This is a genomic window from Pseudomonas sp. RL (genome assembly GCF_000647775.1).
GTDB lineage: Bacteria > Pseudomonadota > Gammaproteobacteria > Pseudomonadales > Pseudomonadaceae > Serpens > Serpens flexibilis.
In genome coordinates this window covers 23,521-31,304 of the sequence record NZ_JBOY01000071.1, presented here as the reverse complement: position 1 = coordinate 31,304, position 7,784 = coordinate 23,521, and the positions used below count along the sequence as shown (strand labels likewise).

7 protein-coding genes are annotated in these 7,784 nt (G+C 65.0%); 3 read left to right on the top strand and 4 right to left on the bottom strand.

Going from position 1 to position 7,784, the window contains the following annotated elements; genetic code table 11:
- From AS93_RS0112685 to AS93_RS0112670, 4 genes are all read right to left on the bottom strand, one after another.
- On the bottom strand, window positions 1–1,581 hold a 1,581-nt coding region (locus AS93_RS0112685; RefSeq protein ID WP_037009185.1), incomplete at its 3' end, for a methyl-accepting chemotaxis protein.
- Window positions 1,582–1,730: 149 nt separating this feature from the next.
- Entirely contained in the window at window positions 1,731–2,567 is an 837-nt protein-coding gene (ampE, locus tag AS93_RS0112680; protein WP_027590966.1) for a regulatory signaling modulator protein AmpE, read from the bottom strand.
- On the bottom strand, window positions 2,564–3,127 hold the full coding sequence (gene ampD, locus AS93_RS0112675) for a 1,6-anhydro-N-acetylmuramyl-L-alanine amidase AmpD (protein WP_027590965.1): 564 nt from the start codon (window positions 3,125–3,127) through the stop codon (window positions 2,564–2,566). Before ampD ends, ampE begins: the two co-directional genes overlap by 4 nt.
- A 144-nt stretch (window positions 3,128–3,271) precedes the next feature.
- Window positions 3,272–4,756 (bottom strand): acetyl-CoA hydrolase/transferase family protein, encoded by a 1,485-nt coding sequence (locus AS93_RS0112670; protein ID WP_027590964.1) that lies wholly within the window; start codon window positions 4,754–4,756, stop codon window positions 3,272–3,274.
- 464 nt (window positions 4,757–5,220) lie between these two features.
- Between AS93_RS0112670 and AS93_RS0112665 the strand changes: the two genes are divergently transcribed.
- From AS93_RS0112665 to AS93_RS0112655, 3 genes are all read left to right on the top strand, one after another.
- On the top strand, window positions 5,221–6,039 hold the full coding sequence (locus AS93_RS0112665; RefSeq protein ID WP_027590963.1) for a zinc-dependent peptidase: 819 nt from the start codon (window positions 5,221–5,223) through the stop codon (window positions 6,037–6,039).
- A gap of 78 nt (window positions 6,040–6,117) precedes the next feature.
- Window positions 6,118–6,645 carry an inorganic diphosphatase gene (gene ppa / locus AS93_RS0112660; protein ID WP_027590962.1) on the top strand — a complete coding sequence of 176 codons (528 nt, stop codon included), beginning with the start codon at window positions 6,118–6,120 and terminating at the stop codon, window positions 6,643–6,645.
- A gap of 476 nt (window positions 6,646–7,121) precedes the next feature.
- Complete coding sequence (locus tag AS93_RS0112655) at window positions 7,122–7,778, top strand: TIGR04211 family SH3 domain-containing protein (RefSeq protein ID WP_076380796.1); 657 nt, start codon at window positions 7,122–7,124, stop codon at window positions 7,776–7,778.
- Window positions 7,779–7,784 lie beyond the last annotated feature (6 nt).

The following is a 7,784-nucleotide window of genomic DNA, read 5'->3' as shown; positions in this document are numbered from 1 at the left end:
GGCGCGGGCCGCCTCGATGGCGGCGTTGAGCGCCAGCAGGTTGGTCTGTTCGGCCACACCCTTGATCACGTCCAGCACCTGACCGATGGCCTGGCTGTCGGCGGCCAGCCGGTTGATGCTCGCCACCGCGCGATCGAGGCCTGCAGCCAGCTGCTGAATCTCCTGCACCTGCTTGCCCACCAGTTCGCGCCCGGCATGACTCTCCCGGTTGACGCCCTGGGCGTTGCTCACCGCCGTGGCGGCGCTGCGCGCCACCTCCTGGGCGGTGGCGGACATTTCGTTCATCGCCGTGGCGACCTGGTCGATACGCTCGCGCTGCTCGCGCACCGCCTGGCTGCTCTGGCTGGAGATCTGCTCGACGCGCTGCGCCTGTCCCTCCACCTCGGCGGCGGTCTGCGCGACGCGCTCGATCAGCGAACGCACCTGGGCCACGCTGGTGCTGAAGTCCTGCCCCAGCTCGGCCAGCTCGTCGCGGCTGGCGGCCTGAAAGCTGACCGTCATGTCACCGGCCGCCACCTGCTGCATGACCCCGCGCAGGGCCTGCAGGGTCTGGCGGATCGACAGGTAGAAAGCACCGTACAGATAGGCGATCAACAGCAGGGCGCCGAGCATGGCGGCCAGCAGGCCGAACATGCGAATACGCTGCGCATCCAGGCGCTCGGCCAGGCTCTGGTCCAGCCGCTGCAGGCTGGCGTCCTCCAGCGCGTGGGTATGCGCCAACAGGCGGCCCATCCCGTCGAAGAACTCGGGCCAGGGTGTGCTGAGGCTGTCGGACATCACCACCTCATCCTCCAGCCGGACGGCCAGCTCCCCGAGGCTTTTCAGGCTGGCGTCCGCGTGGGACGCCAGCACGCCTTGACGCACGGGCTCCAGCTGCAGGGCGTAGGCACCCTGGAGCTTTTCCAGGGCGACCAGCAATTCGTCCAGGCGCATGCTGTCATTGGAATGCAGTACGCCTTGACCCAGCGCCGCCGCGCCAATGGCGCGCAACTGCCCCAGCAGCCCGGTGACTTCAGCGGTGTCGCGACTGAGCAGCTCGATGCGCTGGCGCACATCCGTCTCGGCGTCCTGCCCCAGACCGGTGTCGTTGACGATTCGGTTGATGAACACCTGGGCGGCCGTGTACAGGCGCTCGGCGTTTTCCGCCTTGTTGTGCTGGGACGGCTCGTCCGCCACGGCTTGCAACTGGCTCGCCAGGGCGCTGCGCTCCTGGTCCAGCACTGCCCGCACCGCGAGCGGGAACATGTTGGTAGGTAGCGCCTGCAGCTGTTGGCGCAGCCGCTGCTGCAGCTCGCTGATGCGGCTGTCGAGCAGCGCCTTGTCATGCTGCGGCTCGGTGGCGCGGATCGCCAGAAGGCCCTTGAAATCCTCGAGGCCGCGGCGGGCTTCGAGCGCGGCATCCAGCAGCACCAGGCTGTTGCGGGCCAGCTCGGTCTGCCCGTACTGCACGTAGGCATCGCGAAGCAGGTAGAAACTGGTGACGAGAATAGGCAGGAAGAACACGACACTGATCAGCCCGAACTTCATGCCGAAGCCAAGCCGGTCCATCAGCCGCATGGCTGGATACAGCAGCGCCTTCATGAGAGATCCCTCTTATTCTTATTAGCAGGGCTTGCCACGCAGACCTTGCACGCGACCCGTCGTCGCGATGGCAAACTGCCTCATCTATAAACGATATCGACTCCAGGGTGGGTAACTAAAGGTAAACGGCGGCGAGCCCGTCGCAGAACTCAGACCAGCAGGATCCACAGGGCAAATACCGCGTACCAGAGCACCGCGGTGCGCACCAGCAGCTGCCAGAGCGCATCCAGGCTTTCTGCGCCGGCCTCGCCCCGCGGGGCGCCCTGGCATTCGCCGGCGGCACGCAGCGCCGCGCCCACCAGCCGCTCGGCGGGCAGATGCCAGTTCAGCAACTCCGGCAGCAGCACCCGGTTGACCGCCACGAAGTTGCCCACCAGCCCCATGCTGGCCGCCAGGGCGCGAGCCGGCAGCCAGTCCAGCGCATGACGAAGCTGGCCGGCCAGCTCGCGCAGGGCCTGTGCCGAGGCCTGCGCCTCGCTCAGGGCCAGCAGCCGATACGCCAGCGCGGCCAGCGGGCCGAGCAGCGCGTACCAAAAGATGACGGCGAAGAAGGTCTCGTGGGCCTGCCAGCCCAGCCGTTCCTGTACCGCCGGCAGCAGTTCGTCGGGGCCCTCGGCACGCACCTGCAGGTCGCGCTCGGCAGCCAGCGAGGCGGTTTCCAGCTCCTCGCGCCGCCAGGCATCCCGGAACGCGCCCAGCGCGGCCTGCACATCGCTGCGGCCCAGGCTGTACAGCAGCACCAGCAGGTGGACCGGCAAGGCAAGCCAGCCGTAGACAACCGGCTGCAGCAGCCAGAGCAACACGGCCAGCACCAGCAGCGGCGGCAGCAGCAGTGCCAGCAACAACAGCCAGGGGTGCTGCGCCAGACCCGGCCGGCGTTCCACCCGACTCAACAGGCGCAGCCAGGGTCCGTCCTGCTGCACGCGACGGCGCCAGCCAGAAAATTTTTCGATCCAGAGCACCAGCAACAGAACGATGAAATTCATACCCAGGTTCCTCGTACTTCCAGGGCGGCGCGCAGGCGCGCCCAGTCGAAGGCGGGGCCGGGATCGGTCTTGCGTCCCGGCGCGATGTCGCAGTGCCCGCAGATGCGCTCGACGGTAATGGCCGGCCAGGCCTGTCGCAAGCGCTCGGTCAGCTCGATGAGCGCCTGGTACTGCTGATCCGTGTACGGCTGTTCATCGGTACCTTCCAGCTCGATGCCCAGGGAGAAATCGTTGCAGTTGTCGCGTCCCTGGAACTGCGACACACCGGCGTGCCAGGCACGGTCCAGGCAGGACACGAACTGGGTGACTGCGCCATCGCGCTCGATCAGGAAATGCGCGGAGACCTGCAAGTGGCAGATCTCCGCGAAGTAGGGATGTTCATCGGCCACCAGCTGATTGCCGAAGAATGCCTGCACCTTGCCGGTACCGAACTGCCCGGGCGGCAGGCTGATGTTATGGATCACCAACAGGGAAACTTCCCCGTGCGGACGCTGGTTGTAGTTGGGCGAGGGGCAGTGGCGAATCCCGCTGACCCATCCGGTAGACGTATCCACGCGCATAACGACTCCTGCTGCAGCGCCCCACTGTAGGCGCTCGGCTCGCTCAGGCCAAGCCCGGCGGCCGGCGGGTGCCGGTTCGCCAGTCACCCTAACGAAAAAGGCCCCGATGATCACTCATCAGGGCCTTCGCCGTGCGGTGCGCGCTTACAGCATCGAGCCGGTTTCTTCCAGCTGGATGTGCCACTCCAGCGCTTCGCGCAGGATGTGCGGGGTCTGACCGCCCTTGGCGCAAGCGCGCTCGAAGTAGTCGTTCAGCTTGTCGCGGTAGCTGGGGTGCACGCAGTTGTCGATGATCACGCGGGCGCGCTCGCGCGGCGCCAGGCCACGCAGGTCAGCCAGGCCCTGTTCGGTCACCACGATGTCCACGTCATGTTCGGTGTGGTCGACGTGGGAAACCATCGGTACCACGGAGGAGATCTTGCCGTCCTTCGCGGTGGACTTGGTGACGAAGATGGCCAGTGCGTGGCGGGCGAAGTCGCCCGAACCGCCGATGCCGTTCATCATCTTGGTGCCGCCCACGTGGGTGGAGTTGACGTTGCCGTAGATGTCGAACTCCAGCGGGGTGTTGATGCCGATGATGCCGATGCGACGGACGATTTCCGGATGGTTGGAGATTTCCTGCGGACGCAGCACCAGCTTGTCCTTGTACTTCTCCATGTTGCCGAACACGCGGTCGTTGCAGCGCTCGGACAGGGTGATGGAGCAGCCCGAGGCGAACTTCATCTTGCCGGCATCGATCAGCTCGATGGTGCAGTCCTGCAGCACTTCGGAGTACATCACCAGGTCCTCGAAGGGGGAGTCCTTCAGGCCGGTCAGCACGGCGTTGGCAATGTTGCCGATACCGGCCTGCAGCGGACCGAGGTTGCGCGGCAGGTTGCCGGCTTCGACTTCGTTCTCGAGGAACTTGATCAGGTGGCTGGCAATAGCGGCGGTTTCTTCGTCCGGCGGGGTGACGGTCGAGTAGGAGTCCGGCTGGTTGGTGACCACGATGGCGGCGATCTTCGCTGGGTCGACCGGGATGGCGGTGGTGCCGATGCGGTCGTCGACCTTCAGCAGCGGAATCGGCTGACGGTTCGGGCGATAGGTCGGGATATAGACGTCGTGCAGACCTTCCAGGTTCGGGTTGTGTGCCAGGTTCAGCTCGACGATGACCTTGTCGGCGAACAGCGCGAAGCTGGCGGAGTTGCCCAGCGAGGTGGTCGGCACGATGTGCCCCTGCTCGGTGATGGCAACGGCTTCGATGATGGCGACTTCCGGCTTCTTCAGCTGCTTGTTGCGCATCATCTCCACGGTGTGGGACAGGTGCTGGTCGAAGAACATCACCTCGCCGGCGTTGATCGCCTTGCGCAGGGTGGCATCGGCCTGGAACGGCGAGCGACGGGCCAGCAGGCCGGCTTCGGTCATGATCTTGTCCAGATCGTTACCCAGGCTGGCGCCGGTGAAGAGGTTGATCTTCATCGGGGTCTTCTTGGCGCGCTCGGCCAGCGCCATGGGCACCGCCTTGGCTTCGCCGGCACGGGTGAATCCGCTCATACCGACTGTCATGCCGTCCTGAATCAAGGCAGCAGCCTGCTCGGCGCTCATGACTTTGCTGTGAAGAGAAGACAGGCGGATGCGATCGGTATGCATGTGCGGACTCTCTGGCTACCGGGGTGGAATTGAGGCGGCATTCTAACGACTGAGCAAAAAATGCACCTACGACGTAAGTCGAATACAAGGCGCAGCGGCTTTACTATCCCTCGTCAGTTGCCGAGCGACCGCGTAGAACGCGCGTTCCAGAGCGATTCGGATGCCGATGAGGGGCGGCATGACCGTTCGGCGGATTCTTTCAAACAGCTGTTCGAAGGTATCGATTGACCCGCCGGTCACAGCTGTTACCCTTGCGCCGCTCTCGCCGGCAGGTTCGGTCAGGTACCCGTCCGGGGGAGTACGCCAAGGCTCACGAGGCTGCGCGCGTCCCCGATCCGCCGGTGCCTATACCGGACTCCCGAGCAGGCTCTGCAACGGCTATCGGCCGGCAGAGCCGGGCTCCCCTTGCCGTCACCGCGCCGCTTGCTTAAGGTGGCCCTCCCATTACGCCGCCCTCCGCTCCCATGTGGTCATTTCGCGCCTGGCGCCGTCGCCGCCTGCTAGCCCGCCACCCTCTCGATCACCAACTGTGGCAACAGGTGCTCGACAGCCTGCCGATCCTCGACGGCCTGAACGATGCCGAGCGCCGGTTGCTTGGCGAACGCTGCATCCTCTTCCTGCACGCCAAGCACCTGACCGCCCTGCCGGGCGTGCAGATGGACGCCTTCGCGCGCCTGCGCCTGGCAGCCCAGGCGCAACTGCCGCTGCTGAACCTCCCCGACCTGGACTGGTACCAGGGCTTCCATGAGCTGGTGCTGTACCCGGACGACTTTGTCAGCCCGCAGAAGCACCGGGACGCCAGCGGCGTCGAACATATATATGAAGAGGCGCGCAGTGGCGAAGCCTGGCAACGCGGCCCGGTGATCCTCGCCTGGCCCGGCGTGCAGGAAAGCGGCGGCTGGGACGCCTACAACCTGGTCATCCACGAGCTGGCCCACAAGCTGGACATGCTCAACGGCGACGCCAACGGCTTGCCACCCCTGCACGGCGACATGCGCCTGGCCGACTGGGCCAGCACCCTGCAGTCCGCCTATGACGCCATGAACGCCACCCTGGATGCCAATCCGCACGCGCACACCCCGATCGATCCCTACGCGGCGGAAAACCCGGCCGAGTTCTTCGCCGTCACCAGCGAATACTTCTTCACCGCGCCGGACCTCCTGCACGAGGCCTTCCCGGAGGTCTACCGGCAGCTGAGTCTGTTCTACCGCCAGGACCCGCTGACCCGGCTGCGTACGCTGCAGAGACGACATCCCGACTATCAGGAACCCGCCTCTCGATAGCGCGCGTCGGTGATTGCCCCTATAATCCCGCCACTTTTTTCGCCCCCGGCCACCTCGGCCGAACACGGAGCCGCCTTCATGAGCTACAGCAACCTGCCCGCCGGCAAAGACCTGCCGAACGACATCTATGTCGCCATCGAGATTCCGGCCAACCACGCGCCGATCAAGTACGAAATCGATCACGACACCGACTGCCTGTTCGTCGACCGTTTCATGGCCACCCCGATGTTCTACCCGGCCAACTACGGTTTCATCCCGCACACCCTGGCCGACGACGGCGATCCCCTGGACGTGCTGGTGGTGACGCCGTATCCGGTCGCTCCGGGATCCGTCATCCGCTGCCGTCCGGTCGGCGTGCTGAACATGACCGACGAAGCGGGCGGTGACGCCAAGCTGATCGCCGTCCCGCACGACAAGCTGACCCAGCTGTACAAGGACGTGAAGGAATACACCGACCTGCCCCCGCTGCTGATCGAGCAGATCAAGCACTTCTTCGAGAACTACAAGGATCTGGAGAAGGGCAAGTGGGTCAAGGTTGAAGGCTGGGAAGGCGCCGATGCCGCCCGCGCCGCCATCATCAAGGCTGCCGAGGCTTACCAGAAGTAAGTCGGAGCACCAACGGAAAGCCGGCCCACGAGGCCGGCTTTTTTATGCCTGTGAAATCGAAATACAGTCGGCATTTTTAGCCAATAAAAAACCCGCCGAAGCGGGTTCTTTTATTGGCCATCCAACATCCTGTCGGGTGACGTCCTGTCCTGGCCATCTTCCTTGATCCGAGCACATCCTGTGCTGCAGCGAGGCCTATTCTGCGCGACAGGGGGGCAGCCCCATAGAGTGATACGCAGCGCGCGCTTGTAAGCCTTTTGCCATAGCGAGCCGGAAAAAGGTGATGCCGTGCGCACCATGCTCGACCAAAGCCCAATCCCTGCTCGGGAACTTTTCCGGTTTCCTGCGTTCCCAGCCACTCGTCGCTCCCGGGACACCATGGTCTACTCGCAGCGCCATTGAAGCCGGGTAGACTAACCGCCCTTTTCGTCGGTCCGTTCGTCGGGCTTTCCGTTTCCTCAACATGTGAAGTTCGTATGTACATGTCCCGTCATCCTTCCGCCCGCTCCCTCTCCTTTTCGCGCCGCGCCCTGGGTGGCGTGTTCGGCCTGCTGGCGCTGGGCGTCGTGTCCCAGGTGCAGGCCGCTCCGGCCGACCGCTGGGTCAACGACAGCCTGAATACCTTCGTGCGCAGCGGTCCCACCGATGGCTATCGCATTGTTGGCGCCCTGAAGTCCGGCCAGAAGGTCACCTTGCTCACCACGCAGGGCACCTACAGCCAGATTCGTACCGAGTCCGGCGAGACCGTGTGGATTCCCAGCCGCGACCTGCAGGACAGCCCCAGCCAGTTCGAGCGCCTGCCTGCCCTGGAGCAGGAAGTGACCGACCTGCGCGAGCGCCTGGGCGGCATCGAGAACACCTGGAAGACCCGCGTGCAGGGCATGCAGGAAACCCTGGACTCCCGCAAGGCATTGATCGACGAGCTGGAAGCGCAGCGCAAAGCACTCAGCGCGGAGCTGGCCCAGGCCCAGGCGGACCTGCGCACCGCCCGTGAGCGCCTGGGCGATGAAAAGAACCAGCTGCTGATGGACTACATGGTGTACGGCGGCGGTATCGCCGGTGCCGGTCTGCTGCTCGGCCTGGTGCTACCGGCCCTGACCCGCGGCCGTAAACGCAACGATCGCTGGTTCTGAAAGCTT

Bases quoted from the DNA above. Each gene is read 5' to 3' on its own strand.
- AS93_RS0112655 (WP_076380796.1), top strand. From the start codon at position 7,122: ATGTACATGTCCCGTCATCCTTCCGCCCGCTCCCTCTCCTTTTCGCGC.
- ampD (WP_027590965.1), bottom strand. From the start codon at position 3,127: ATGCGCGTGGATACGTCTACCGGATGGGTCAGCGGGATTCGCCACTGC.
- ppa (WP_027590962.1), top strand. From the start codon at position 6,118: ATGAGCTACAGCAACCTGCCCGCCGGCAAAGACCTGCCGAACGACATC.
- ampE (WP_027590966.1), bottom strand. From the start codon at position 2,567: ATGAATTTCATCGTTCTGTTGCTGGTGCTCTGGATCGAAAAATTTTCT.
- AS93_RS0112670 (WP_027590964.1), bottom strand. From the start codon at position 4,756: ATGCATACCGATCGCATCCGCCTGTCTTCTCTTCACAGCAAAGTCATG.
- AS93_RS0112665 (WP_027590963.1), top strand. From the start codon at position 5,221: ATGTGGTCATTTCGCGCCTGGCGCCGTCGCCGCCTGCTAGCCCGCCAC.